Genomic DNA, 25,049 nt, shown 5'->3' with positions numbered 1-25,049 from the left:
AGCGCACCCCTGATAAGGGTGAGGTCGGCAGTTCGAATCTGCCCAGACCCACCAATTTTGTGTGGGAAACGCCTGTAGAAATACGGGGCCATAGCTCAGCTGGGAGAGCGCCTGCCTTGCACGCAGGAGGTCAACGGTTCGATCCCGTTTGGCTCCACCACTACTGCTTCTGATTGTATAAAGCTTAGAAATGAGCATTCCATCGGTTCGATGGTGAATGTTGATTTCTAGTCTTTGACTAGTTCGTTCTTTAAAAATTTGGGTATGTGATAGAAAGATAGACTGAACGTTACTTTCACTGGTAACGGATCAGGCTAAGGTAAAATTTGTGAGTTGCTCTTAGGAGCTCAATCGAATTTTCGGCGAATGTCGTCTTCACAGTATAACCAGATTGCTTGGGGTTATATGGTCAAGTGAAGAAGCGCATACGGTGGATGCCTTGGCAGTCAGAGGCGATGAAAGACGTGGTAGCCTGCGAAAAGCTTCGGGGAGTCGGCAAACAGACTTTGATCCGGAGATGTCTGAATGGGGGGACCCAGCCATCATAAGATGGTTATCTTGTACTGAATACATAGGTGCAAGAGGCGAACCAGGGGAACTGAAACATCTAAGTACCCTGAGGAAAAGAAATCAACCGAGATTCCCTTAGTAGTGGCGAGCGAACGGGGACTAGCCCTTAAGTGGCTTTGAGATTAGCGGAACGCTCTGGAAAGTGCGGCCATAGTGGGTGATAGCCCTGTACGCGAAAATCTCTTGGTCATGAAATCGAGTAGGACGGAGCACGAGAAACTTTGTCTGAATATGGGGGGACCATCCTCCAAGGCTAAATACTACTGACTGACCGATAGTGAACTAGTACCGTGAGGGAAAGGCGAAAAGAACCCCGGAGAGGGGAGTGAAATAGATCCTGAAACCGTATGCGTACAAGCAGTGGGAGCCCACTTTGTTGGGTGACTGCGTACCTTTTGTATAATGGGTCAGCGACTTATTTTCAGTGGCGAGCTTAACCGAATAGGGGAGGCGTAGCGAAAGCGAGTCTTAATAGGGCGTCTAGTCGCTGGGAATAGACCCGAAACCGGGCGATCTATCCATGGGCAGGTTGAAGGTTGGGTAACACTAACTGGAGGACCGAACCGACTACCGTTGAAAAGTTAGCGGATGACCTGTGGATCGGAGTGAAAGGCTAATCAAGCTCGGAGATAGCTGGTTCTCCTCGAAAGCTATTTAGGTAGCGCCTCATGTATCACTGTAGGGGGTAGAGCACTGTTTCGGCTAGGGGGTCATCCCGACTTACCAAACCGATGCAAACTCCGAATACCTACAAGTGCCGAGCATGGGAGACACACGGCGGGTGCTAACGTCCGTCGTGAAAAGGGAAACAACCCAGACCGTCAGCTAAGGTCCCAAAGTTATGGTTAAGTGGGAAACGATGTGGGAAGGCTTAGACAGCTAGGAGGTTGGCTTAGAAGCAGCCACCCTTTAAAGAAAGCGTAATAGCTCACTAGTCGAGTCGGCCTGCGCGGAAGATGTAACGGGGCTCAAACCATACACCGAAGCTACGGGTATCACCTTCGGGTGATGCGGTAGAGGAGCGTTCTGTAAGCCTGTGAAGGTGAGTTGAGAAGCTTGCTGGAGGTATCAGAAGTGCGAATGCTGACATGAGTAACGACAATGGGTGTGAAAAACACCCACGCCGAAAGACCAAGGTTTCCTGCGCAACGTTAATCGACGCAGGGTTAGTCGGTCCCTAAGGCGAGGCTGAAAAGCGTAGTCGATGGAAAACAGGTTAATATTCCTGTACTTCTGGTTATTGCGATGGAGGGACGGAGAAGGCTAGGCCAGCTTGGCGTTGGTTGTCCAAGTTTAAGGTGGTAGGCTGGAATCTTAGGTAAATCCGGGATTCTAAGGCCGAGAGCTGATGACGAGTGTTCTTTTAGAACACGAAGTGGTTGATGCCATGCTTCCAAGAAAAGCTTCTAAGCTTCAGGTAACCAGGAACCGTACCCCAAACCGACACAGGTGGTTGGGTAGAGAATACCAAGGCGCTTGAGAGAACTCGGGTGAAGGAACTAGGCAAAATGGCACCGTAACTTCGGGAGAAGGTGCGCCGGTGAGGGTGAAGGACTTGCTCCGTAAGCCCACGCCGGTCGAAGATACCAGGCCGCTGCGACTGTTTATTAAAAACACAGCACTCTGCAAACACGAAAGTGGACGTATAGGGTGTGACGCCTGCCCGGTGCCGGAAGGTTAATTGATGGGGTTAGCTAACGCGAAGCTCTTGATCGAAGCCCCGGTAAACGGCGGCCGTAACTATAACGGTCCTAAGGTAGCGAAATTCCTTGTCGGGTAAGTTCCGACCTGCACGAATGGCGTAACGATGGCGGCGCTGTCTCCACCCGAGACTCAGTGAAATTGAAATCGCTGTGAAGATGCAGTGTATCCGCGGCTAGACGGAAAGACCCCGTGAACCTTTACTATAGCTTTGCACTGGACTTTGAATTTGCTTGTGTAGGATAGGTGGGAGGCTTTGAAGCGTGGACGCCAGTTCGCGTGGAGCCAACCTTGAAATACCACCCTGGCAACTTTGAGGTTCTAACTCAGGTCCGTTATCCGGATCGAGGACAGTGTATGGTGGGTAGTTTGACTGGGGCGGTCTCCTCCTAAAGAGTAACGGAGGAGTACGAAGGTGCGCTCAGACCGGTCGGAAATCGGTCGTAGAGTATAAAGGCAAAAGCGCGCTTGACTGCGAGACAGACACGTCGAGCAGGTACGAAAGTAGGTCTTAGTGATCCGGTGGTTCTGTATGGAAGGGCCATCGCTCAACGGATAAAAGGTACTCCGGGGATAACAGGCTGATACCGCCCAAGAGTTCATATCGACGGCGGTGTTTGGCACCTCGATGTCGGCTCATCACATCCTGGGGCTGAAGCCGGTCCCAAGGGTATGGCTGTTCGCCATTTAAAGTGGTACGCGAGCTGGGTTTAGAACGTCGTGAGACAGTTCGGTCCCTATCTGCCGTGGACGTTTGAGATTTGAGAGGGGCTGCTCCTAGTACGAGAGGACCGGAGTGGACGAACCTCTGGTGTTCCGGTTGTCACGCCAGTGGCATTGCCGGGTAGCTATGTTCGGAAAAGATAACCGCTGAAAGCATCTAAGCGGGAAACTTGCCTCAAGATGAGATCTCACTGGGACCTTGAGTCCCCTGAAGGGCCGTCGAAGACTACGACGTTGATAGGTTGGGTGTGTAAGCGCTGTGAGGCGTTGAGCTAACCAATACTAATTGCCCGTGAGGCTTGACCATATAACACCCAAGCAATTTGCGTCGAAAGGCCAGATTGCGGTGTGTGAAGACGCAATGAACCGAAAGTTCGAAAAACACACAAATCTATTACATACCCAATTTGCTGAAGCGAGGCCATCTGGTCACGACTCAGTACCCGAATTTCTTGACGACCATAGAGCGTTGGAACCACCTGATCCCATCCCGAACTCAGCAGTGAAACGATGCATCGCCGATGGTAGTGTGGGGTTTCCCCATGTGAGAGTAGGTCATCGTCAAGATTAAATTCCGAAACCCCAATTGCGAAAGCAGTTGGGGTTTTGTTTTTGTCCGCAGGAAAGCCATGACTACTGGATTTCTATGCAATCGCTTGATGCGTGGCTATCATGCGGGCCTCATTGTGAGGCGAGACCTGCATGCTGACGTTGTTAAAGCTTCTTAAAGATGGCCGATTCCATTCGGGTCAAGCATTGGGCGCCGCCCTGGGCGTCAGTCGTAGTGCTGTGTGGAAGCAGCTTCAGCATTTGGAAGCTGAACTGGGTTTGTCTATTCATAAAGTTCGTGGGCGCGGCTATCAATTGTCCGCGCCATTAGCGCTGCTCGATCCTGCCGAGATAAGCGCTCAGGCGCACTCATGCACCTGGCCCGTCCAGGTTTACGACTCAATCGACTCCACTAATGCCGAAGCACTGCGCGCCATTGAGCGCGGGCAGGCGGCACCCTTTGTGGTGCTTTCGGAGCGGCAGACAGCCGGTCGCGGGCGACGTGGTCGCAAGTGGGTCAGTCCATTCGCAGAAAACGTCTATTACAGCCTGGTGTTGCGCATTGATGGTGGGATGCGCCAGTTGGAGGGCTTGAGTCTCGTCGTTGGACTCGCTGTCTTGCAGACGTTGCGTGAGCTCGGTATTACAGCCGCTGGATTGAAATGGCCTAACGATGTTCTTGTAGGTCAGAAAAAGATCGCGGGAATACTGCTCGAGCTGGTTGGTGATCCTGCTGATGTGTGTCACGTGGTCCTGGGGGTGGGAATCAATGTGAACATGCAGTCCGCTGATGAGGTGGACCAGCAGTGGACATCCCTGCGGCTCGAGTCAGGCAAATTGTTTGATCGCAACCAATTGGTTGCGATGCTGGGGGAGATGCTGCAGCGATACCTGGCTCGTCACCAGGCGGGTGGTTTTTTGGCCATCCAGTCGGAGTGGGAGCAAAATCACCTGTGGCAGGGGCGAAGCGTGTCCTTGATTGCCGGCGTCAATCAAATTGATGGTGAAGTGCTTGGTATTGATGGCCAGGGCGCTTTGCGCCTGAAGGTGGATGGTGTGGAGAAAGTCTTCAGTGGTGGTGAGTTGAGCCTGAGGTTGCGTGATGATTCTTGAGCTCGATTGTGGGAATAGTTTCATCAAGTGGCGTGTGCTTGCCGCTAATGCCGGGCAGGTGCTGGGTGAAGGGGTCGTCGATTCCAATCTTGGATTGCTGGAGGGGTTGGGGGCGCTCAAAGGGCTTGCTCTCACGTTTTGCCGGTTGGTGAGTGTCAGGACCGCGGAGGAAACCGCTGCGCTGACGTCTTTGCTTGGCGATACCTTTGACGTACCGGTTGTGTGCGCAACGCCTGCGCGCGAAATGTCAGGTGTGCGCAATGGGTATGAAGAGTTTGAGCGGCTGGGGCTGGATCGCTGGCTCGCAATGCTCGGAGGCTTTCATCTGGCCTCGGGTGCGTGCCTGGTGCTCGATTTCGGTACGGCCGTGACCGCTGACTTTATCGCGGCGGATGGAGAGCACCTGGGTGGTTTCATCTGTCCGGGGATGCCGTTGATGCGCAACCAGTTGCGCACCCACACTCGCAAAATTCGTTATGGGGATCTGGCGGCCGAGCAGGCTCAGGAAAGTCTTGTTCCTGGTCGCGCGACTGTCGAGGCTGTAGAGCGTGGGTGTCTGTTGATGTTGCGCGGCTTCGTGCTGACCCAGCTCGAATTGGCGCGCAGCTACTGGGGTGAGGACTTTGTAGTGTTCCTCACCGGGGGGGATGCGAGCCTGGTTGCTGAGGTCGTGCCTCAGGCCAGGGTTGTTCCGGACTTGGTGTTTGTCGGATTGGCCATGGCCTGTCCCTTGTCCTGAGGTTTTTATGCGTTGGTTGTTTCTGCTGCTGCTTGTCCTCAATGGCTTCTACTACATCTGGCATCAACAAGAGGCTCCTCTGCGCGCGAAGGATGTCACGCCTTTGAGTCTGTATCGCGGATCTCAACAGGATATCCGCTTGTTGAGCGAAGCAAGTGATGTATCCAAGGACAAGGGTAAAGCTGTCTCGACAGACAGTGGCTGCCTTTATCTGGGCGGCTATACGCGCCAGGAGGCCGCGCAGGCGGTTGAGCGTCGTTTGAGCGGGATGGAGGTCAAGTATCAGTTCCTGCCGAAAGCTGCGACCGAAGGGGCGGGGTATTGGGTGCGTATCGCACCGGAAAGCCGGCGTTGGCTGGACGATTTGCAGCTGCTAAACCTTTCTAAAGAATTCAATGAGTTAAAACATAAAATAATGCCGTGCGAGGGGGTTGCACCCGCCGAATAGTTTGCATAGAATGGCGCCCGCTCCACAGCGAACACCGGAAACGGTTAACGGTGTGAAGCGAGGTCAGCGCAGCTAAGCTCAGGTTTTTAATGAGAAAAATGCTTGACAGAAGGCTGGCATGATGTAGAATGCCGGCTCGCTTAGGAGGGGTTCCCGAGCGGCCAAAGGGATCAGACTGTAAATCTGACGTCTACGACTTCGAAGGTTCGAATCCTTCCCCCTCCACCATTTTTAGCGAGAGCTGTAAGCCTCGCGGGTATAGTTTAGTGGTAGAACCTCAGCCTTCCAAGCTGATGATGCGGGTTCGATTCCCGCTACCCGCTCCAAGTTTACAGGTTTTGCACAGTGTTACGCTCTTGTAGCTCAGTTGGTAGAGCACACCCTTGGTAAGGGTGAGGTCAGCGGTTCAAATCCGCTCAAGAGCTCCATATAACAAGGCAGATATGAAAATATCTGCCTTTGTTTTAGGAGGTAGTGGTTGCGCCTGATTGTGTTTCTGAAGGTTGTCGGTGTCGTGAATGCCGGTGTCGCAGCCAGGATTGCCTGGTAAGTGTTGTAAAGTCTTTTTTGGGTCGGCATAATGGTCGGCCTGATTTTGTTTTAGGTCAGTAGCTCAATTGGCAGAGCGACGGTCTCCAAAACCGTAGGTTGGGGGTTCGATTCCCTCCTGACCTGCCAGATTCACTCGGTGTGTCTGGCTTTCTTTTCACAGGATCTTCATAGATGACTCCTAAAGCTGAAGCTCAAGGCTCTCGTTTCGACCTCCTCAAGTGGCTTGTAGTAGTCGCTCTGGTGGTTGTTGGCGTTGTTGGCAATCAGTACTTTTCTGCTTCGCCGATCCTGTACCGCGTACTCGCATTGCTTGCTATTGCTGCCGTAGCTGCCTTTGTAGGCCTGCAGACGGTCAAGGGCAAGTCTTTCTTTGTACTGGTTAAGGAAGCGCGCACCGAAATTCGTAAAGTCGTTTGGCCAACTCGCCAAGAAACCACGCAGACCACGTTGATCGTTGTGGCTGTTGTCCTGGTTATGGCGTTGCTGTTGTGGGGGCTTGATTCCCTGCTCGGCTGGCTTGTTTCCTTGATTGTCGGCTAAGGGTGTCCCGTGGCTAAGCGTTGGTATGTTGTGCATGCTTACTCCGGTTACGAGAAGCATGTAATGCGCTCGCTGGTCGAGCGCGTAAAGCTGGCCGGTATGGAAGATGGCTTCGGCGAGATTCTGGTTCCCACTGAAGAAGTGGTTGAAATGCGCAATGGCCAGAAGCGCAAAAGCGAACGCAAATTCTTCCCTGGCTATGTGCTGGTGCAGATGGATATGAACGAGGGTACTTGGCACTTGGTCAAGGACACTCCTCGGGTGATGGGTTTCATTGGCGGTACTGCCGATAAGCCTGCGCCAATTACCGATAAAGAAGCAGAAGCGATTCTGCGCCGCGTTGCCGATGGCAGCGACAAGCCAAAGCCGAAGACGTTGTTCGAGCCGGGCGAGTCGGTGCGTGTCAACGACGGCCCGTTCGCTGACTTTACCGGTGTTGTTGAAGAAGTTAACTACGAAAAGAGCCGGATCCAGGTCGCAGTGCTCATTTTCGGTCGCTCTACTCCGGTGGAGCTCGAGTTCAGCCAGGTCGAAAAGGTCTAGTTGAACAAAAATCCCAACCCCGCAGCCGTAGGCTGTGGGGTTTTGTCGTCACTGGGATAAACGCGCAAGTAACCGGGGAGCCTCTCGAGGCGTTCGAACCCGTAATTGGAGTGCCTCATGGCCAAGAAGATTACCGCTTACATCAAGCTGCAAGTGAAGGCCGCTCAGGCTAACCCAAGCCCACCTGTTGGTCCTGCTCTGGGTCAGCACGGCGTGAACATCATGGAATTCTGCAAGGCTTTCAACGCCCGTACTCAGGGTCTTGAGCCAGGTCTGCCGACTCCAGTGATCATCACTGTCTACAGCGACCGTAGCTTCACTTTCGAAACCAAATCCACCCCTGCTTCGGTTCTGCTGAAGAAGGCGGCCGGTCTGACCAGCGGTTCCGCTCGTCCGAACACCGTTAAGGTTGGCACCGTGACTCGTGCTCAGCTGGAAGAAATCGCGAAAACCAAAAACGCGGATCTGACTGCAGCTGATATGGATGCAGCCGTGCGTACTATCGCCGGTTCTGCTCGTAGCATGGGCCTTAACGTGGAGGGTGTGTAATGGCTAAGCTGACCAAGCGTCAAAAGGCTATCGCCGGCAAAATCGAAGCAGGCAAGGCCTACAACTTTGTAGACGCCGCTGCCCTGCTGGCTGAGCTGTCGACTGTCAAGTTCAGCGAGTCGTTCGACGTAGCTGTAAACCTGGGTGTTGACCCGCGTAAATCCGACCAGGTCGTTCGTAGCGCTACTGTGCTGCCACACGGCACTGGCAAGACCGTTCGCGTTGCTGTGTTCACCCAGGGTCCAGCTGCTGAAGCCGCTCTGGCTGCCGGCGCTGACCGCGTAGGCATGGACGACCTGGCTGCCGAAATGAAAGGCGGCGACCTGAACTATGACGTAGTGATCGCATCCCCGGATGCAATGCGCGTTGTAGGTCAGTTGGGTCAGATCCTCGGTCCACGTGGCCTGATGCCTAACCCTAAAGTCGGCACCGTAACTCCAGACGTAGCTACCGCGGTTAAAAACGCCAAGGCTGGTCAGGTTCGTTATCGCACCGACAAAAACGGCATCATCCACACTTCCGTTGGCAAGATCGGCTTCGACGCCGTCAAGCTGAAGGAAAACGTTGAAGCCCTGATCGCTGATCTGAAGCGTATCAAGCCAGCTTCCTCGAAAGGCATTTACGTCAAGCGCGTTACCCTGAGCACCACTATGGGCCCAGGTCTGGTCATCGACCAAAGCTCGCTCGACGCGTAAGACACAAATTGGCGCAAGCGATTGCGCCAATTGAAAAATTGGGGTCCCTGCCTGGCGGGGGCTATCCAAGACCGTAGGCGACGCAAGTCTTAAACCACAAGCCTACGCAGATGGTGCTCCCGGTTCCTTACCGAATCAGACACCAAAACGACATCCGGTTTCGACCAGATGAAACGGTAACAAGCAGGAGTTAAACCCGTGGCAATTAAACTCGAAGACAAGAAGGCCATCGTCGCTGAAGTCAACGAGGCTGCCAAAGTCGCTCTGTCCGCTGTCGTGGCTGATGCCCGTGGCGTAACAGTAGGCGCGATGACCGGACTCCGTAAAGAGGCTCGTGAAGCTGGCGTTTACGTACGTGTTGTACGTAACACCCTGCTCAAGCGCGCTGTTGCTGACACTGAATTCAGTGTCCTCAACGACGTGTTCACTGGCCCTACCCTGATTGCGTTCTCCAAAGAACATCCAGGCGCTGCTGCCCGGATCTTCAAGGAATTCGCAAAGGGTCAGGACAAGTTCGAGATCAAGGCAGCTGCGTTCGAGGGCAAGTTCCTCGCAGCTAACCAAATCGACGTACTGGCAACTCTGCCGACCCGTAACGAAGCAATTTCTCAGCTGATGAGCGTGATTCAAGGCGCTACCAGCAAATTGGCTCGTACTCTGGCGGCAATTCGCGACCAGAAAGAAGCTGCTGCAGCCTAAGGCTCGTCAACTTCTCGCGTTTTTTGTTTTTTTCGATGGTCGCGTAGGCCGTCCCCAATATCAGGAATTAGATTCATGTCTATCTCTCAGAACGATATCCTTGAAGCAGTTGGCAACATGTCCGTAATGGAAGTTGTTGAGCTGATCAAAGCTTTCGAAGAAAAATTCGGCGTTACCGCTGCTGCTGCATCGGCTGGTCCAGCTGCTGCTGCCGCTGTTGTTGAAGAGCAAACCGAATTCAACGTCATGCTGCTGGAAGCTGGCGAGAAGAAAGTTAACGTGATCAAGGCTGTACGTGAGCTGACCGGTCTGGGCTTGAAAGAAGCCAAGGCTGTAGTTGACGGCGCACCTGCCATGGTTCTGGAAGCTGTTGCCAAAGACGCAGCTGACAAAGCCAAAGCAGCTCTGGAAGAAGCAGGCGCTAAAGTCGAGCTGAAGTAAGCATCGACTTTGCTCCTCCAGCCCGAGCGTTAAGCGACAGGCTGATGGCTGGTGGCTCTTGCCACCGGCCTTTTTCCGTTACTGGCAGCCGACTCGGTCGGTGCCGATAACGTGCTGTAACCACCCGATGCGGTGGCGCAAACCATGGGGTTTGCACGATTTTCTGGCTGCTCCCGTCGGGAGGGGCCAAACAAGCAGGTGACCAAGCTGGGGAACGCTGATGGCTTACTCATATACTGAGAAAAAACGTATCCGCAAGGACTTTAGCAAGTTGCCGGACGTCATGGATGTGCCGTACCTCCTGGCCATCCAGCTGGATTCGTATCGTGAATTCTTGCAAGCGGGAGCGACTAAAGATCAGTTCCGCGACGTGGGCCTGCATGCGGCCTTCAAATCCGTTTTCCCGATCATCAGCTACTCCGGCAATGCTGCGCTGGAGTACGTCGGTTATCGCCTGGGCGAACCGGCATTTGATGTCAAAGAATGCGTATTGCGCGGTGTAACTTACGCCGTACCTTTGCGGGTAAAAGTGCGCCTGATCATTTTCGACAAAGAGTCGTCGAACAAAGCGATCAAGGACATCAAAGAGCAAGAAGTCTACATGGGTGAAATCCCCCTGATGACTGAAAACGGTACCTTCGTAATCAACGGTACCGAGCGTGTAATCGTTTCCCAGCTGCACCGTTCCCCGGGCGTGTTCTTCGACCACGACCGTGGCAAGACGCACAGCTCCGGTAAACTGCTGTACTCCGCGCGCATCATTCCTTACCGCGGTTCGTGGCTGGACTTCGAGTTCGACCCGAAAGACTGCGTATTCGTGCGTATCGACCGTCGTCGCAAGCTGCCTGCCTCGGTACTGCTGCGCGCGCTGGGCTATACCACTGAAGAAGTGCTGGACGCGTTCTATACCACCAACGTATTCCACGTGAAGGGCGAGACCCTGAGCCTGGAGCTGGTGCCTCAGCGCCTGCGCGGTGAAATCGCTGTCCTCGATATTCTGGATGACAAAGGCAAGGTTATTGTCGAGCAGGGTCGTCGTATCACCGCTCGCCACATCAACCAGCTGGAAAAAGCCGGGATCAAAGAGCTGGATGTACCTCTGGACTACGTCCTGGGTCGTACAACCGCCAAGGTCATCGTGCACCCGGCAACCGGCGAAATCCTGGCAGAGTGCAACACCGAGCTGAACACCGAGATCCTGGCCAAAATCGCCAAGGCTCAGGTTGTTCGCATCGAAACTCTGTACACCAACGATATCGACTGCGGTCCGTTCGTCTCCGACACCCTGAAGATCGACTCCACCAGCAACCAACTGGAAGCGCTGGTCGAGATCTATCGCATGATGCGTCCTGGCGAGCCGCCAACCAAAGACGCTGCCGAGACCCTGTTCAACAACCTGTTCTTCAGCCCTGAGCGCTATGACCTGTCTGCGGTTGGCCGGATGAAGTTCAACCGTCGTATCGGTCGTACCGAGATCGAAGGTTCGGGCGTGCTGTGCAAGGAAGACATCGTCGCGGTACTGAAGACCCTGGTCGACATCCGTAATGGTAAAGGCATCGTCGATGACATCGACCACCTGGGTAACCGTCGTGTTCGCTGCGTAGGCGAAATGGCCGAGAACCAGTTCCGCGTTGGCCTGGTACGTGTTGAGCGTGCGGTCAAAGAGCGTCTGTCGATGGCTGAAAGCGAAGGCCTGATGCCGCAAGACCTGATCAACGCCAAGCCAGTGGCTGCGGCGGTGAAAGAGTTCTTCGGTTCCAGCCAGCTGTCCCAGTTCATGGACCAGAACAACCCGCTGTCCGAGATCACCCACAAGCGTCGTGTTTCTGCACTCGGCCCTGGCGGTCTGACTCGTGAGCGTGCCGGCTTCGAAGTGCGTGACGTACACCCGACTCACTACGGTCGTGTATGCCCGATTGAAACGCCGGAAGGTCCGAACATCGGTCTGATCAACTCCCTGGCCGCTTATGCGCGCACCAACCAGTACGGCTTCCTGGAAAGCCCGTACCGTGTGGTGAAAGACGCTCTGGTCACCGACGAGATCGTGTTCCTGTCCGCCATCGAAGAAGCTGATCACGTGATCGCTCAGGCCTCGGCCACGATGAACGACAAGAAAGTCCTGATCGACGAACTGGTAGCTGTTCGTCACTTGAACGAATTCACCGTCAAGGCGCCGGAAGACGTCACCTTGATGGACGTATCGCCGAAGCAGGTAGTTTCGGTTGCTGCGTCGCTGATTCCGTTCCTCGAGCACGACGACGCCAACCGTGCGTTGATGGGTTCGAACATGCAGCGTCAAGCTGTACCAACACTGCGCGCTGACAAGCCGCTGGTAGGTACCGGCATGGAGCGTAACGTAGCCCGTGACTCCGGCGTTTGCGTCGTGGCTCGTCGTGGCGGCGTGATCGACTCCGTCGACGCCAGCCGTATCGTGGTTCGTGTTGCCGATGACGAAGTTGAAACCGGTGAAGCCGGTGTCGACATCTACAACCTGACCAAGTACACCCGCTCCAACCAGAACACCTGCATCAACCAGCGTCCGCTGGTGCGTAAGGGTGATCGGGTTCAGCGTAGCGACATCATGGCCGACGGCCCGTCCACCGACATGGGTGAACTGGCTCTGGGTCAGAACATGCGCATCGCGTTCATGGCATGGAACGGCTTCAACTTCGAAGACTCCATCTGCCTGTCCGAGCGCGTTGTTCAGGAAGACCGCTTCACCACGATCCACATCCAGGAACTGACCTGTGTGGCCCGTGACACCAAGCTTGGCCCAGAGGAAATCACTGCCGACATCCCGAACGTGGGTGAAGCGGCTCTGAACAAGCTGGACGAAGCCGGTATCGTTTACGTAGGTGCTGAAGTTGGCGCAGGCGACATCCTGGTCGGTAAGGTCACTCCGAAAGGCGAGACCCAGCTGACTCCGGAAGAAAAACTGCTGCGTGCGATCTTCGGTGAAAAAGCCAGCGACGTTAAAGACACTTCCCTGCGTGTACCTACCGGTACCAAAGGTACTGTCATCGACGTACAGGTCTTCACCCGCGACGGCGTTGAGCGTGATGCTCGTGCACTGTCGATCGAGAAGTCCCAGCTGGACGAGATCCGCAAGGACCTGAACGAAGAGTTCCGTATCGTTGAAGGTGCTACTTTCGAACGTCTGCGTTCCGCTCTGGTCGGCCACAAAGCCGAAGGCGGCGCCGGTCTGAAGAAAGGCCAGGACATCACCGACGAAGTTCTCGACGGTCTTGAGCACGGCCAGTGGTTCAAACTGCGCATGGCTGAAGATGCTCTGAACGAGCAGCTCGAGAAGGCTCAGGCCTACATCGTTGATCGTCGCCGTCTGCTGGACGACAAGTTCGAAGACAAGAAGCGCAAGCTGCAGCAGGGCGATGACCTGGCTCCAGGCGTGCTGAAAATCGTCAAGGTTTACCTGGCAATCCGTCGTCGCATCCAGCCGGGCGACAAGATGGCCGGTCGTCACGGTAACAAGGGTGTGGTCTCCGTGATCATGCCGGTTGAAGACATGCCGCACGATGCCAATGGCACCCCGGTCGACGTCGTCCTCAACCCGTTGGGCGTACCTTCGCGTATGAACGTCGGTCAGATCCTTGAAACCCACCTGGGCCTCGCGGCCAAGGGTCTGGGCGAGAAGATCAACCGCATGATTGAAGAGCAACGTAAAGTCGCCGAGCTGCGTAAATTCCTGCACGAGATCTATAACGAGATCGGCGGTCGTCAGGAAAGCCTCGATGACTTCTCGGACCAGGAAATCCTGGATCTGGCTCAAAACCTGCGTGGCGGCGTTCCAATGGCCACTCCAGTATTCGACGGTGCCAAGGAAAGCGAAATCAAGGCCATGCTGAAACTGGCGGACCTGCCAGAAAGCGGCCAGATGCAGCTGACCGACGGCCGTACCGGCAACAAGTTCGAGCGCCCGGTTACCGTTGGCTACATGTACATGCTGAAGCTGAACCACTTGGTAGACGACAAGATGCACGCTCGTTCTACCGGTTCGTACAGCCTGGTTACCCAGCAGCCGCTGGGTGGTAAGGCGCAGTTCGGTGGTCAGCGTTTCGGGGAGATGGAGGTCTGGGCACTGGAAGCATACGGTGCCGCTTACACTCTGCAAGAAATGCTCACAGTGAAGTCGGACGATGTGAACGGCCGTACCAAGATGTACAAGAACATCGTGGATGGCGATCACCGTATGGAGCCGGGCATGCCCGAGTCCTTCAACGTGTTGATCAAGGAAATTCGTTCCCTCGGCATCGATATCGATCTGGAAACCGAATAACACGTGACGCGAATCGAGAGCGGGGCAGGATTGCCCGCTCTCTGCTCCGCCAGGAGGAAAGGCCTTGAAAGACCTACTGAATTTGCTGAAAAACCAGGGTCAAGTCGAAGAGTTCGACGCCATCCGTATCGGATTGGCATCGCCTGAGATGATCCGTTCGTGGTCGTTCGGTGAAGTTAAAAAGCCGGAAACCATCAACTACCGTACGTTCAAACCTGAGCGTGACGGCCTGTTCTGCGCCAAGATCTTTGGCCCGGTAAAGGATTACGAGTGCCTGTGCGGTAAGTACAAGCGCTTGAAGCACCGCGGTGTGATCTGCGAGAAGTGCGGCGTTGAAGTCGCGCTGGCAAAAGTTCGTCGTGAGCGCATGGCGCACATCGAACTGGCCTCGCCGGTTGCCCACATCTGGTTCCTGAAATCGCTGCCGTCCCGTATCGGCTTGCTGATGGACATGACCCTGCGTGATATCGAACGCGTTCTCTACTTCGAGAGCTATGTCGTTATCGATCCAGGCATGACCACCCTTGAAAAAGGTCAGCTGCTCAACGACGAGCAGTACTTCGAAGCGCTGGAAGAGTTCGGCGACGATTTTGATGCCCGCATGGGTGCCGAAGCTGTCCGCGAACTGCTGCACGCTATCGACCTGGAGCACGAGATTGGCCGTCTGCGTGAAGAAATTCCGCAAACCAACTCCGAAACCAAGATCAAGAAGCTGTCCAAGCGTCTGAAGTTGATGGAAGCCTTCCAGGGTTCCGGCAACCTGCCAGAGTGGATGGTGCTGACCGTTCTGCCGGTTCTGCCGCCAGATCTGCGTCCACTGGTCCCGCTCGATGGCGGTCGCTTCGCGACTTCCGACCTCAACGATCTGTATCGTCGAGTGATCAACCGTAACAACCGTTTGAAGCGCCTGCTGGATCTGTCCGCTCCGGACATCATCGTGCGCAACGAAAAGCGTATGTTGCAGGAAGCCGTCGACGCACTGCTCGACAACGGTCGTCGTGGCCGCGCTATCACCGGTTCGAACAAGCGTCCTCTGAAATCCCTGGCTGACATGATCAAGGGTAAGCAGGGTCGTTTCCGTCAGAACTTGCTCGGTAAGCGTGTTGACTACTCCGGCCGTTCGGTAATTACCGTAGGTCCGACCCTGCGTCTGCACCAGTGCGGTCTGCCGAAGAAAATGGCTCTCGAGCTGTTCAAACCGTTCATTTTCGGCAAGCTGGAAATGCGTGGTCTTGCTACCACCATCAAAGCTGCCAAGAAGATGGTCGAGCGCGAGCTGCCAGAGGTTTGGGACGTTCTCGCTGAAGTGATTCGCGAACACCCGGTTCTTCTCAACCGTGCACCGACCCTTCACCGTCTGGGTATCCAGGCGTTTGAACCGGTACTGATCGAAGGTAAGGCTATCCAGCTGCACCCTCTGGTCTGCGCCGCGTACAACGCCGACTTCGACGGCGACCAAATGGCCGTGCACGTACCGCTGACGCTGGAAGCCCAGCTCGAAGCGCGTGCGTTGATGATGTCGACCAACAACATTCTGTCGCCAGCCAACGGTGAGCCAATCATCGTTCCGTCGCAGGACGTTGTATTGGGTCTGTACTACATGACTCGTGAAGCGATCAACGCCAAGGGCGAAGGTCGTGTGTTCGCGGATCTGCAGGAAGTTGACCGTGTGTTCCGTGCCGGCGAAGCCGCACTGCACGCCAAGGTCAAGGTGCGGATCAACGAAACCGTCAACGACCGTGATGGCGGCAGCGTGAGCAACACCCGTATCGTCGACACCACTGTCGGCCGTGCGCTGTTGTTCCAGGTTGTGCCAAAAGGTCTGTCGTACGACGTCGTCAACCTGCCGATGAAGAAAAAGGCGATCTCCAAGCTGATCAACCAGTGCTATCGCGTGGTTGGTTTGAAAGAGACTGTGATCTTCGCTGACCAGTTGATGTACACCGGTTTTGCTTACTCGACCATTTCCGGCGTTTCCATCGGTGTTAACGACTTCGTTATCCCTGATGAGAAAGCCCGCATCATCGCGGCTGCAACCGATGAAGTGAAAGAGATCGAAAGTCAGTACGCCTCGGGCCTGGTAACTCAGGGCGAGAAGTACAACAAAGTAATCGACCTTTGGTCGAAAGCTAACGACGAAGTCTCCAAGGCAATGATGTCGAACCTCTCGAAAGAGAAGGTTATCGACCGTCACGGCAACGAAGTTGAGCAAGAATCGTTCAACTCGATGTACATGATGGCCGACTCCGGTGCTCGAGGTTCTGCTGCGCAGATCCGTCAGCTGGCCGGTATGCGTGGTCTGATGGCCAAGCCGGACGGCTCCATCATCGAAACGCCGATTACTGCGAACTTCCGTGAAGGTTTGAGCGTACTTCAGTACTTCATCTCGACTCACGGTGCTCGTAAGGGTCTGGCGGATACCGCCTTGAAAACTGCTAACTCCGGTTACTTGACGCGTCGTCTGGTAGACGTTGCGCAGGATCTGGTTGTGACCGAAGTTGACTGCGGGACCGAACACGGTCTGCTGATGACTCCGCACATTGAAGGCGGTGACGTTGTAGAGCCGCTGGGTGAGCGCGTATTGGGTCGTGTTATTGCCCGTGACGTATTCAAGCCGGGTACCGAGGACGTCATCGTTCCTGCTGGCACCCTGGTAGACGAGAAGTGGGTCGAGTTCATCGAGCTGAACAGCATCGACGAAGTGATCGTGCGTTCGCCGATCAGCTGCGAAACCCGCTTCGGCATTTGCGCCAAGTGCTACGGCCGCGATCTGGCTCGTGGTCACCAGGTGAACATCGGTGAAGCGGTCGGCGTTATCGCTGCCCAGTCCATCGGTGAGCCGGGTACCCAGCTGACCATGCGTACGTTCCACATCGGTGGTGCGGCAAGCCGGACCTCCGCAGCCGACAGCGTTCAGGTGAAAAATGGCGGTACCGTCCGTCTGCATAACCTGAAGCACGTTGAGCGAGTGGATGGTTGCCTGGTTGCTGTGTCCCGTTCCGGTGAGTTGGCGATCGCTGACGACTTCGGTCGTGAGCGCGAGCGTTACAAGCTGCCGTACGGTGCCGTGATTTCGGTTAAAGAAGGTGACAAGGTCGAAGCTGGCGCCATCGTGGCCAAGTGGGATCCGCACACTCACCCGATCGTTACCGAAATGAAAGGTACCGTGACCTACGTGGGCATGGAAGAAGGCATCACGATCAAGCGTCAGACTGACGAATTGACCGGTATGACCAACATTGAAGTACTCGACGCCAAAGATCGTCCAGCTGCCGGTAAGGACATCCGTCCTGCCGTGAAGATGGTCGACGACAACGGCAAGGATCTGTTGCTGCCAGGCACTGACGTTATCGCTCAGTACTTCCTGCCAGCCAACGCCCTGGTCGGTGTAGCGGATGGTGCGAAGATCGCGATCGGTGATGTTATCGCTCGTATCCCGCAAGAGACTTCGAAAACTCGCGACATCACCGGTGGTCTGCCGCGTGTTGCCGACTTGTTCGAAGCCCGTCGTCCGAAGGAAGCGTCGATTCTGGCTGAAGTCAGCGGCACCATCGCGTTCGGTAAAGAGACCAAGGGCAAGCGCCGTCTGGTTATCACCCCGAACGACGGTACCGATCCGTACGAAGAGCTGATTCCGAAGTGGCGTCACCTGAACGTGTTCGAAGGCGAACAGGTAAACCGCGGCGAAGTTATCTCCGACGGCCCGAGCGATCCACACGACATCCTGCGTCTGCTGGGTGTGAGTGCGCTGGCCAAGTACATCGTCAACGAGATCCAGGACGTTTACCGTCTGCAAGGCGTGAAGATCAACGACAAGCACATCGAGACCATCCTGCGTCAGATGCTGCGTAAAGTTGAAATCGCTGAATCCGGCGATTCCAGTTTCATCAAGGGCGACCAGATGGAATTGACTCACGTTCTGGTAGAGAACGAGCGTCTGAGCGGCGAAGACAAGTTTGTCTCCAAGTTCACTCGCGTTCTGCTGGGCATCACCAAGGCGTCGTTGTCCACCGAATCGTTCATCTCGGCGGCTTCCTTCCAGGAAACCACTCGCGTACTGACCGAAGCGGCGGTAACCGGCAAGCGCGATTACCTGCGCGGCCTGAAAGAGAACGTGGTCGTGGGTCGTCTGATCCCGGCTGGTACCGGTCTGGCTTATCACAGCGAGCGTAAGCGCCGCCGTGATGCAGACAAGCCGTTGCGCGTAAGCGCCAGTGAAGTGGAAGCTGCACTGACCGAAGCGCTGAACTCGAGCGGTAACTGAGTTCTGCGGTAAATGAGTGTGAGGCCCTGGTCACTCCGTTCATCGAATCGAGACAATTTGTCGAGATTGGATGAGCGGGGAGGGCGGGGCCTTGCCTTGACTGGGGACAAGATCCTCTTTAGACTCTTGTACCCCTAAATTTGGCGGGAACTCGTTCCTGCCATTTTGCTTTTCTTGCAAGACAATAGCGTCGCAAGACAACAGTGGAGCTAGTAGATGGCAACTATCAACCAGCTGGTACGTCAGCCGCGTAAGCGTATCGTCGAGAAATCCGACGTGCCTGCGCTGCAGAACTGCCCGCAACGCCGTGGCGTGTGCACCCGTGTGTACACCACCACGCCGAAAAAACCTAACTCGGCACTGCGTAAAGTATGCCGTGTGCGTCTGACCAACGGTTTCGAGGTTTCCTCGTACATCGGCGGTGAAGGCCACAACCTGCAAGAGCACAGCGTGGTACTGATCCGCGGCGGTCGTGTAAAAGACTTGCCAGGTGTTCGTTACCACACCGTTCGCGGTTCGTTGGATACTTCCGGTGTTAAAGGTCGTAACCAGGGTCGCTCGAAGTACGGTACCAAGCGTCCGAAGTAATCGGCCGTTTTGCAGTTTTTCATTTTATTGAGTCGATAAGAGTAAGGTCGGGCACGCATCCATAGGAGCTGTCCCGGGCTAACCTGAAGACCGTTTGAGGGCTTATCAATGCCAAGACGTCGCGTAGCAGCCAAGCGTGAGATTCTGGACGATCCGAAATACGGAAGCCAAATCCTCGCCAAATTCATGAACCACGTAATGGAAAGCGGCAAGAAAGCCGTTGCCGAGCGTATCGTTTATGGTGCCCTGGATACCGTGAAGGCTCGTAAGGCCGGCACCGATCCCCTGGAACTCTTCGAAAAAGCACTCGACGCCATCGCTCCGCTGGTCGAAGTGAAGTCGCGCCGCGTTGGTGGTGCTACTTACCAGGTTCCGGTCGAAGTTCGTCCTTCCCGTCGTAACGCTCTGGCAATGCGCTGGTTGGTAGACTACGCCCGCAAGCGCGGCGAGAAGTCTATGGCTCTGCGTTTGGCTGGCGAACTGTTGGACGCTGCCGAAGGTAAAGGTGCTGCAGTTAAGAAGCGTGAAGACGTTCACCGTATGGCTGAAGCCAACAAGGCTTTCTCGCACTACCGCTTCTAATTTTAGCGTCACTAATTTTGCGAGGGCTTTATGGCTCGTACAACACCGATTAATCGCTACCGTAACATTGGTATCGTTGCACACGTGGATGCTGGTAAAACCACCACCACTGAGCGCGTCCTTTTTTACACTGGCAAAAGTCACAAAATGGGCGAGGTGCATGACGGCGCCGCGACCACAGACTGGATGGTGCAGGAGCAGGAGCGTGGTATTACCATTACTTCTGCTGCCATTACCGCCTTCTGGCAGGGTTCCGCCAAGCAGCACAAAGACCAGTACCGTTTCAACGTCATCGATACCCCGGGCCACGTAGACTTCACTATTGAAGTTGAGCGTTCCCTGCGTGTACTCGACGGCGCGGTCGTTGTGTTCTGCGGTACTTCCGGCGTTGAGCCTCAGTCCGAAACCGTATGGCGTCAAGCCAACAAGTACGGTGTTCCACGTATCGTTTACGTGAACAAGATGGACCGTGCCGGTGCGAACTTCCTGCGCGTGATCGCTCAGATCAAGCAGCGTCTGGGTCACACTCCGGTGCCTATCCAGCTGGCTATCGGTTCCGAAGACAACTTCCAGGGTCAGATCGATCTGATGACCATGGAAGCGGTTTACTGGAACGATGCCGACAAGGGTATGACCCCTCGTCGTGAGGCTATCCCTGCTGAACTGCAGGAGCTGGCTGAAGAGTGGCGCAACAACATGGTTGAGGCTGCGGCCGAAGCCAGCGAAGAGCTGATGAACAAGTACCTTGAAGGTGAAGAGCTCACCATCGAGGAAATCAAGGGTGCTCTGCGTCAGCGTACTATCGCTGGTGAGATCGTTCTGGCTGTTTGCGGTTCTTCCTTCAAGAACAAGGGTGTTCCCCTGGTTCTCGACGCCGTTATCGACTACCTGCCGGCTCCAACCGACATTCCTGCCATCAAGGGTACTGACCCGGATGACGAGGAAAAGCAGATGGAGCGTCATGCAGACGACAACGAGCCGTTCTCGGCTCTGGCGTTCAAGATCGCTACCGACCCATTCGTGGGTACCTTGACTTTCGTCCGTGTTTACTCGGGCGTGTTGGCCTCCGGCGACGGCGTGATCAACTCGGTCAAAGGCAAGAAAGAGCGCGTGGGTCGTATGGTGCAAATGCACGCAAACGCCCGTGAAGAGATCAAGGAAGTACGCGCTGGTGACATCGCGGCCCTGATCGGCATGAAGGACGTCACCACTGGTGAGACCTTGTGCAACGCTGACAAGCCAATCATCCTGGTTCGCATGGACTTCCCGGAGCCGGTTATTTCGGTTGCCGTTGAGCCTAAGACCAAGGATGACCAGGAAAAAATGGGTATCGCTCTGGGCAAGCTTGCTCAGGAAGACCCGTCTTTCCGCGTCAAGACTGATGAAGAGACTGGTCAAACGATCATCTCTGGCATGGGCGAGTTGCACCTGGACATCCTGGTTGACCGGATGCGCCGTGAGTTCAACGTCGAAGCCAACATCGGTAAGCCTCAGGTTTCGTATCGTGAGCGCATCACGAAGAATTGCGAAATCGAAGGCAAGTTCGTTCGTCAGTCCGGCGGTCGTGGCCAGTTCGGCCATTGCTGGATCCGTTTTGCTCCTGCTGACGAAGGTCAGGAAGGTCTGCAATTCGTGAACGAAGTAGTGGGTGGTGTGGTTCCTAAGGAATACATCCCGGCTATCCAGAAGGGTATCGAAGAGCAGATGAAGAACGGCGTAGTTGCCGGCTATCCGCTGATCGGCCTGAAGGCTACCGTGTTTGATGGTTCTTACCACGACGTCGACTCGAACGAGATGGCGTTTAAGGTGGCTGCTTCCATGGCGACCAAGCAACTGGCCCAGAAGGGCGGTGGTGAGTTGCTCGAGCCGATCATGGCGGTAGAGGTTGTTACGCCTGAAGACTATATGGGTGACGTGATGGGCGACCTTAACCGTCGTCGCGGCATGATTCTGGGTATGGAAGACACGGTCTCCGGTAAGGTGATCCGTGCTGAAGTTCCGTTGGGCGAGATGTTCGGTTATGCGACCGACGTTCGTTCGATGTCCCAGGGTCGCGCAAGCTACTCTATGGAATTCAAAAAATACAATACAGCTCCGTCGCACATCGTCGAAACTGTAACCAAAAAACAAGGCTGATTCAGTCCTTTAGGCAAGGAGTTAATTGTCGTGGCTAAAGAAAAATTTGATCGTTCCCTACCGCACGTCAACGTTGGCACCATCGGTCACGTTGACCACGGTAAAACCACTCTGACCGCAGCTCTGACTCGCGTTTGCTCCGAAGTTTTCGGTTCCGCAATCGTTGATTTCGATAAAATCGACAGCGCTCCAGAAGAAAAAGCTCGTGGTATCACCATCAACACCGCGCACGTTGAGTACAACTCGGCCATTCGTCACTACGCTCACGTTGACTGCCCAGGTCACGCTGACTACGTGAAGAACATGATCACCGGTGCTGCCCAGATGGACGGCGCGATCCTGGTTTGCTCGGCCGCTGATGGTCCGATGCCACAAACCCGTGAACACATCCTGCTGTCCCGTCAGGTGGGCGTTCCGTACATCGTGGTTTTCCTGAACAAGGCTGACCTGGTAGACGACGCTGAGCTGCTGGAACTGGTCGAGATGGAAGTTCGCGACCTGCTGTCCACCTACGACTTCCCGGGCGATGACACTCCAATCATCATCGGTTCGGCTCGTATGGCGCTGGAAGGCAAAGACGACAACGAAATGGGTACTACCGCTGTTAAGAAGCTGGTAGAGACTCTGGACAGCTACATCCCAGAACCAGTTCGTATGATCGACAAGCCATTCCTGATGCCAATCGAAGACGTATTCTCGATCTCGGGTCGTGGTACTGTTGTGACTGGTCGTATCGAGCGCGGTATCGTTCGCGTTCAAGATGCACTGGAAATCGTTGGTCTGCGTGACACCACCACCACCACCTGCACCGGTGTTGAAATGTTCCGCAAACTGCTCGACGAAGGTCGTGCTGGCGAGAACTGCGGCGTTCTGCTGCGTGGTACCAAGCGTGACGACGTTGAGCGTGGCCAGGTTCTGGTTAAGCCGGGTTCGGTTAAGCCGCACACCAAGTTCACCGCAGAAGTTTACGTTCTGAGCAAGGAAGAAGGCGGTCGTCACACTCCGTTCTTCAAAGGCTACCGTCCACAGTTCTACTTCCGTACTACTGACGTGACTGGTAACTGCCAGCTGCCAGAAGGCGTTGAAATGGTAATGCCAGGTGATAACATCCAGATGGAAGTTACCCTGATCAAGACCATCGCAATGGAAGACGGCCTGCGTTTCGCTATCCGTGAAGGCGGTCGTACCGTCGGCGCTGGCGTCGTAGCCAAAATCATCGAGTAAGCATCTCTTTTGAGATAGCTTCGATGCTTTGAAAAGCCCCCGCTCAGCGGGGGCTTTTTTATTGGGTTGACACCCATCTGGGGCGTCTATAGAATTGCGCCTCCTTTTAACGGGCGTATTGCGCCCGGTGGGAATAGCAGCCGGAGTCTGAAATCCAATGCAAAATCAGCAAATCCGTATCAGGTTGAAGGCTTTCGACCATCGCCTGATCGACCAATCAACCCAGGAAATCGTGGAAACCGCGAAACGTACTGGTGCCCAAGTGCGTGGTCCAATTCCACTGCCTACCCGTAAAGAGCGGTTCACCGTTCTGGTCTCCCCGCACGTCAACAAAGACGCGCGTGACCAGTACGAGATCCGTACTCATAAGCGCGTTCTGGACATCGTCCAGCCAACGGATAAAACCGTTGATGCTCTTATGAAGCTTGATCTTGCGGCCGGTGTGGAAGTGCAGATCAGCCTCGGCTAAGACTCGGTCTTAGTCGTGTAACGCTCTGAAATGGGCGGCCATAGCGGGTGAAAGCCCCGTACACTCATGAGGTTTACAACATGACTATTGGTGTAGTCGGTCGTAAATGCGGTATGACCCGTATTTTCACCGAAGAAGGTGTCTCCATTCCGGTCACGGTCATTGAGATCGAGCCGAATCGCGTCACCCAGTTCAAAACTGAAGAGACCGATGGCTATCGTGCAGTGCAAGTCACTGTCGGCGAGCGTCGTGCTTCGCGTGTAACAGCAGCTCAGGCTGGCCACTTCGCTAAAGCGAACGTTGCCGCTGGTCGTACCGTAATGGAATTCCGCCTTGAAGAAGGCGAGTACCAGGCCGGCGATCTGATCAACGCTGAAATCTTCGCCGCTGGTCAACTGGTTGATGTAACCGGTCAGTCCAAGGGTAAAGGCTTCCAGGGTACGATCAAGCGTTGGAATTTCCGCGGGCAAGATAACACCCACGGTAACTCCGTATCCCACCGCGTTCCAGGCTCCATCGGCCAGTGCCAGACTCCTGGTCGTGTATTCAAGGGCAAAAAAATGTCCGGTCATATGGGCGCTGAGCGCGTGACCGTGCAGTCCCTCGAAGTAGTGCGCGTGGACGCTGAACGCAATCTGTTGTTGGTCAAGGGCGCTGTTCCTGGCGCTACTGGCGGCAACTTGGTTGTACGTCCAGCAGCCAAGGCTCGCGGTTAAGGGGAAGCTGACATGCAATTAAATGTAAATGACGCTCAAGCGATCGAAGTTTCCGAACTGACATTTGGCGGCGAGTTCAACGAGACGCTGGTTCACCAGGCAGTCGTAGCCTACATGGCTGGCGGTCGTCAGGGTTCCAAGCAGCAAAAGACCCGTTCCGACGTTCGTGGTGGCGGTAAGCGCCCATGGCGTCAGAAAGGTACTGGCCGTGCGCGTGCCGGTACTATCCGTAGCCCAATCTGGCGTGGCGGCGGTACCACTTTCGCAGCTCGTCCTCAGGATCACTCCCAGAAGCTGAACAAGAAGATGTACCGCGCAGCAATGCGTTCCATCCTTGCTGAGCTGGTGCGTACTGATCGTCTGGTCGTGGTTCAGGATTTCGCCGTTGAAACGCCGAAAACCAAAGACCTGCTGGGCAAACTGAACAACATGAGCCTGACCGACGTTCTGATCGTGTCCGACGCTGTTGATCAGAACCTGTACCTGGCTGCTCGTAACCTGCCACACGTAGATGTACGTGACGTGCAAGGTTCCGATCCAGTTAGTCTGATCGCATACGACAAGGTGTTGATCACCGTGTCGGCCGTGAAGAAATTCGAGGAGCTGCTGGGATGAACCAGGAACGCGTATTTAAAGTTCTGCTTGGCCCGCACGTTTCCGAGAAGGCTACGGTTCTGGCAGACAAGAAAGGCCAGTTCGTTTTCAAGGTTGCTACCGACGCAACCAAGCTGGAAATCAAGAAGGCCGTCGAAAGCCTGTTCAGCGTGAAAGTAGAGCGTGTTACTACCCTGAATGTTCTGGGTAAGAGCAAGCGCACTGCTCGCGGTCTGGGCAAGCGTAATGACTGGAAGAAGGCAGTTATCTCCCTTCAGCCAGGCCAAGATCTCGATTTCAGCAGCAGTGCTGAGTAAGGA

General features: G+C 55.0%; 19 protein-coding genes, 6 tRNA genes and 2 rRNA genes (1 of these 27 running past the window's edge). All 27 read left to right on the top strand.

The window, feature by feature from the left end; genetic code table 11:
- Nucleotides 1-54: transfer RNA gene (locus tag AC3IX1_RS25830), tRNA-Ile, on the top strand; it begins 23 nt to the left of the window's first position.
- Between the two features lie 30 nt (nt 55-84).
- A tRNA-Ala gene (locus AC3IX1_RS25825) sits at nt 85-160 on the top strand.
- A gap of 247 nt (nt 161-407) precedes the next feature.
- Nucleotides 408-3,301 (top strand): 23S ribosomal RNA (locus tag AC3IX1_RS25820).
- Nucleotides 3,302-3,445: 144 nt separating this feature from the next.
- Nucleotides 3,446-3,561 (top strand): 5S ribosomal RNA (rrf, locus tag AC3IX1_RS25815).
- A 135-nt stretch (nt 3,562-3,696) separates the two neighbouring features.
- On the top strand, nt 3,697-4,656 hold the full coding sequence (gene birA / locus AC3IX1_RS25810; RefSeq protein WP_489386273.1) for a bifunctional biotin--[acetyl-CoA-carboxylase] ligase/biotin operon repressor BirA: 960 nt from the start codon (nt 3,697-3,699) through the stop codon (nt 4,654-4,656).
- The gene (locus AC3IX1_RS25805) at nt 4,646-5,395 is read left to right on the top strand and encodes a pantothenate kinase (RefSeq protein ID WP_489317409.1); all 750 of its coding nucleotides are present in this window, start codon (nt 4,646-4,648) and stop codon (nt 5,393-5,395) included. Before birA ends, AC3IX1_RS25805 begins: the two co-directional genes overlap by 11 nt.
- 7 nt (nt 5,396-5,402) lie before the next feature.
- Nucleotides 5,403-5,843, top strand: coding sequence for a hypothetical protein (locus tag AC3IX1_RS25800; protein WP_489386272.1), 441 nt, complete (start codon nt 5,403-5,405; stop codon nt 5,841-5,843).
- 143 nt (nt 5,844-5,986) lie between these two features.
- Nucleotides 5,987-6,071, top strand: a tRNA-Tyr gene (locus AC3IX1_RS25795).
- A 24-nt stretch (nt 6,072-6,095) separates the two neighbouring features.
- Nucleotides 6,096-6,169: transfer RNA gene (locus tag AC3IX1_RS25790), tRNA-Gly, on the top strand.
- Between the two features lie 26 nt (nt 6,170-6,195).
- Nucleotides 6,196-6,271, top strand: a tRNA-Thr gene (locus AC3IX1_RS25785).
- A 174-nt stretch (nt 6,272-6,445) separates the two neighbouring features.
- Nucleotides 6,446-6,521, top strand: a tRNA-Trp gene (locus AC3IX1_RS25780).
- Between the two features lie 45 nt (nt 6,522-6,566).
- The gene (gene secE / locus AC3IX1_RS25775) at nt 6,567-6,935 is read left to right on the top strand and encodes a preprotein translocase subunit SecE (protein ID WP_007984402.1); all 369 of its coding nucleotides are present in this window, start codon (nt 6,567-6,569) and stop codon (nt 6,933-6,935) included.
- A gap of 9 nt (nt 6,936-6,944) precedes the next feature.
- Nucleotides 6,945-7,478, top strand: a complete 534-nt coding sequence (gene nusG / locus AC3IX1_RS25770; RefSeq protein WP_046041611.1) for a transcription termination/antitermination protein NusG — start codon at nt 6,945-6,947, stop codon at nt 7,476-7,478.
- Nucleotides 7,479-7,595: 117 nt separating this feature from the next.
- Nucleotides 7,596-8,027, top strand: coding sequence for a 50S ribosomal protein L11 (rplK, locus tag AC3IX1_RS25765; protein WP_003176435.1), 432 nt, complete (start codon nt 7,596-7,598; stop codon nt 8,025-8,027).
- Nucleotides 8,027-8,722: a 50S ribosomal protein L1 gene (gene rplA / locus AC3IX1_RS25760; RefSeq protein ID WP_003186095.1), complete on the top strand. Its 696-nt coding sequence runs from the start codon at nt 8,027-8,029 to the stop codon at nt 8,720-8,722. Before rplK ends, rplA begins: the two co-directional genes overlap by 1 nt.
- Before the next feature lie 198 nt (nt 8,723-8,920).
- Nucleotides 8,921-9,421: a 50S ribosomal protein L10 gene (gene rplJ, locus AC3IX1_RS25755; protein WP_489386271.1), complete on the top strand. Its 501-nt coding sequence runs from the start codon at nt 8,921-8,923 to the stop codon at nt 9,419-9,421.
- A gap of 75 nt (nt 9,422-9,496) precedes the next feature.
- The gene (gene rplL, locus AC3IX1_RS25750; protein WP_489386270.1) at nt 9,497-9,862 is read left to right on the top strand and encodes a 50S ribosomal protein L7/L12; all 366 of its coding nucleotides are present in this window, start codon (nt 9,497-9,499) and stop codon (nt 9,860-9,862) included.
- Nucleotides 9,863-10,082: 220 nt separating this feature from the next.
- Nucleotides 10,083-14,156: a DNA-directed RNA polymerase subunit beta gene (gene rpoB, locus AC3IX1_RS25745; RefSeq protein WP_108218341.1), complete on the top strand. Its 4,074-nt coding sequence runs from the start codon at nt 10,083-10,085 to the stop codon at nt 14,154-14,156.
- A gap of 64 nt (nt 14,157-14,220) precedes the next feature.
- Nucleotides 14,221-18,420: a DNA-directed RNA polymerase subunit beta' gene (gene rpoC / locus AC3IX1_RS25740; RefSeq protein WP_150726866.1), complete on the top strand. Its 4,200-nt coding sequence runs from the start codon at nt 14,221-14,223 to the stop codon at nt 18,418-18,420.
- 216 nt (nt 18,421-18,636) lie between these two features.
- Nucleotides 18,637-19,008, top strand: coding sequence for a 30S ribosomal protein S12 (gene rpsL, locus AC3IX1_RS25735; protein WP_003186084.1), 372 nt, complete (start codon nt 18,637-18,639; stop codon nt 19,006-19,008).
- Nucleotides 19,009-19,116: 108 nt separating this feature from the next.
- Nucleotides 19,117-19,590: a 30S ribosomal protein S7 gene (gene rpsG / locus AC3IX1_RS25730; RefSeq protein WP_007994653.1), complete on the top strand. Its 474-nt coding sequence runs from the start codon at nt 19,117-19,119 to the stop codon at nt 19,588-19,590.
- A gap of 30 nt (nt 19,591-19,620) precedes the next feature.
- Nucleotides 19,621-21,726 (top strand): elongation factor G, encoded by a 2,106-nt coding sequence (gene fusA, locus AC3IX1_RS25725; RefSeq protein ID WP_007994652.1) that lies wholly within the window; start codon nt 19,621-19,623, stop codon nt 21,724-21,726.
- Between the two features lie 30 nt (nt 21,727-21,756).
- Nucleotides 21,757-22,950 carry an elongation factor Tu gene (gene tuf / locus AC3IX1_RS25720; RefSeq protein ID WP_223453680.1) on the top strand — a complete coding sequence of 398 codons (1,194 nt, stop codon included), beginning with the start codon at nt 21,757-21,759 and terminating at the stop codon, nt 22,948-22,950.
- 157 nt (nt 22,951-23,107) lie between these two features.
- Nucleotides 23,108-23,419 (top strand): 30S ribosomal protein S10, encoded by a 312-nt coding sequence (rpsJ, locus tag AC3IX1_RS25715; protein WP_003186070.1) that lies wholly within the window; start codon nt 23,108-23,110, stop codon nt 23,417-23,419.
- A gap of 80 nt (nt 23,420-23,499) precedes the next feature.
- Entirely contained in the window at nt 23,500-24,135 is a 636-nt protein-coding gene (rplC, locus tag AC3IX1_RS25710) for a 50S ribosomal protein L3 (RefSeq protein ID WP_003186059.1), read from the top strand.
- Nucleotides 24,136-24,147: 12 nt separating this feature from the next.
- The gene (gene rplD, locus AC3IX1_RS25705) at nt 24,148-24,750 is read left to right on the top strand and encodes a 50S ribosomal protein L4 (protein WP_003228735.1); all 603 of its coding nucleotides are present in this window, start codon (nt 24,148-24,150) and stop codon (nt 24,748-24,750) included.
- Nucleotides 24,747-25,046 carry a 50S ribosomal protein L23 gene (gene rplW, locus AC3IX1_RS25700; RefSeq protein ID WP_002555488.1) on the top strand — a complete coding sequence of 100 codons (300 nt, stop codon included), beginning with the start codon at nt 24,747-24,749 and terminating at the stop codon, nt 25,044-25,046. Before rplD ends, rplW begins: the two co-directional genes overlap by 4 nt.
- The last annotated feature ends 3 nt before the right edge of the window (nt 25,047-25,049 follow it).

This window comes from Pseudomonas sp. KH_046_2, from assembly GCF_057838985.1.
The sequence above is the reverse complement of the archived record's forward strand: the minus strand, read 5'-3'. Positions and strand labels throughout refer to the sequence as shown.

Coding starts and splice junctions, on each gene's coding strand:
- birA (WP_489386273.1), top strand. CDS start 3,697: ATGCTGACGTTGTTAAAGCTTCTTAAAGATGGCCGATTCCATTCGGGT.
- AC3IX1_RS25805 (WP_489317409.1), top strand. CDS start 4,646: ATGATTCTTGAGCTCGATTGTGGGAATAGTTTCATCAAGTGGCGTGTG.
- AC3IX1_RS25800 (WP_489386272.1), top strand. CDS start 5,403: ATGCGTTGGTTGTTTCTGCTGCTGCTTGTCCTCAATGGCTTCTACTAC.
- secE (WP_007984402.1), top strand. CDS start 6,567: ATGACTCCTAAAGCTGAAGCTCAAGGCTCTCGTTTCGACCTCCTCAAG.
- rplK (WP_003176435.1), top strand. CDS start 7,596: ATGGCCAAGAAGATTACCGCTTACATCAAGCTGCAAGTGAAGGCCGCT.
- rplA (WP_003186095.1), top strand. CDS start 8,027: ATGGCTAAGCTGACCAAGCGTCAAAAGGCTATCGCCGGCAAAATCGAA.
- rplL (WP_489386270.1), top strand. CDS start 9,497: ATGTCTATCTCTCAGAACGATATCCTTGAAGCAGTTGGCAACATGTCC.
- rpoB (WP_108218341.1), top strand. CDS start 10,083: ATGGCTTACTCATATACTGAGAAAAAACGTATCCGCAAGGACTTTAGC.
- rpsL (WP_003186084.1), top strand. CDS start 18,637: ATGGCAACTATCAACCAGCTGGTACGTCAGCCGCGTAAGCGTATCGTC.
- rpsG (WP_007994653.1), top strand. CDS start 19,117: ATGCCAAGACGTCGCGTAGCAGCCAAGCGTGAGATTCTGGACGATCCG.
- fusA (WP_007994652.1), top strand. CDS start 19,621: ATGGCTCGTACAACACCGATTAATCGCTACCGTAACATTGGTATCGTT.
- rpsJ (WP_003186070.1), top strand. CDS start 23,108: ATGCAAAATCAGCAAATCCGTATCAGGTTGAAGGCTTTCGACCATCGC.
- rplC (WP_003186059.1), top strand. CDS start 23,500: ATGACTATTGGTGTAGTCGGTCGTAAATGCGGTATGACCCGTATTTTC.
- rplD (WP_003228735.1), top strand. CDS start 24,148: ATGCAATTAAATGTAAATGACGCTCAAGCGATCGAAGTTTCCGAACTG.
- rplW (WP_002555488.1), top strand. CDS start 24,747: ATGAACCAGGAACGCGTATTTAAAGTTCTGCTTGGCCCGCACGTTTCC.